The following is a 478-nucleotide window of genomic DNA, read 5'->3' on the forward strand; positions in this document are numbered from 1 at the left end:
CAATAATTTTGCTAATCAAGATGCAGCATCGTCCGACAAGGATAAATTCTACGTTGACCGTGCGTATGTAAACTATGCTCTGGACGGCGGTCACAAGTGGAATGTAATGGCAGGTCGTTATGACTATGAACTCGGTAATGCAACGGGCCTTCAATACGGTGATACTTTTGACGGCGCTCAGCTTTCTTATGACAATTCCAAGATGACGGCTACTGCCGGCTACGGTAAGTTTAAAGAAGGCGATTTGAACGATACGAAGACGGCTTACGGTGAATTGGAAGGTAAATTCGGCGGCGGTTCCGCAGCAGGGTCCAAAGTCGGCGTCTTCTATAATAACTTCAATAAAACGGACTTGGCCGGTTCTACGGCTCCCGATGATCTTTGGGGTACCTATGCTTCCGTAAACTTCGGTAAAAAATTCAACCTCTTGGGTGAATACCAAAATGTAAATAATCCTAACGGTACAGCTGACGCAGAC

General features: G+C 46.0%; 1 pseudogene. It reads left to right on the forward strand.

The features are described from left to right. Positions 1-478, forward strand: a pseudogene (locus PGX78_RS08900) (outer membrane insertion signal); the annotation flags it as partial.

It is taken from the genome of Megasphaera sp. AF13-6AC, assembly GCF_027685385.1.
Lineage (GTDB): Bacteria > Bacillota > Negativicutes > Veillonellales > Megasphaeraceae > Megasphaera > Megasphaera micronuciformis.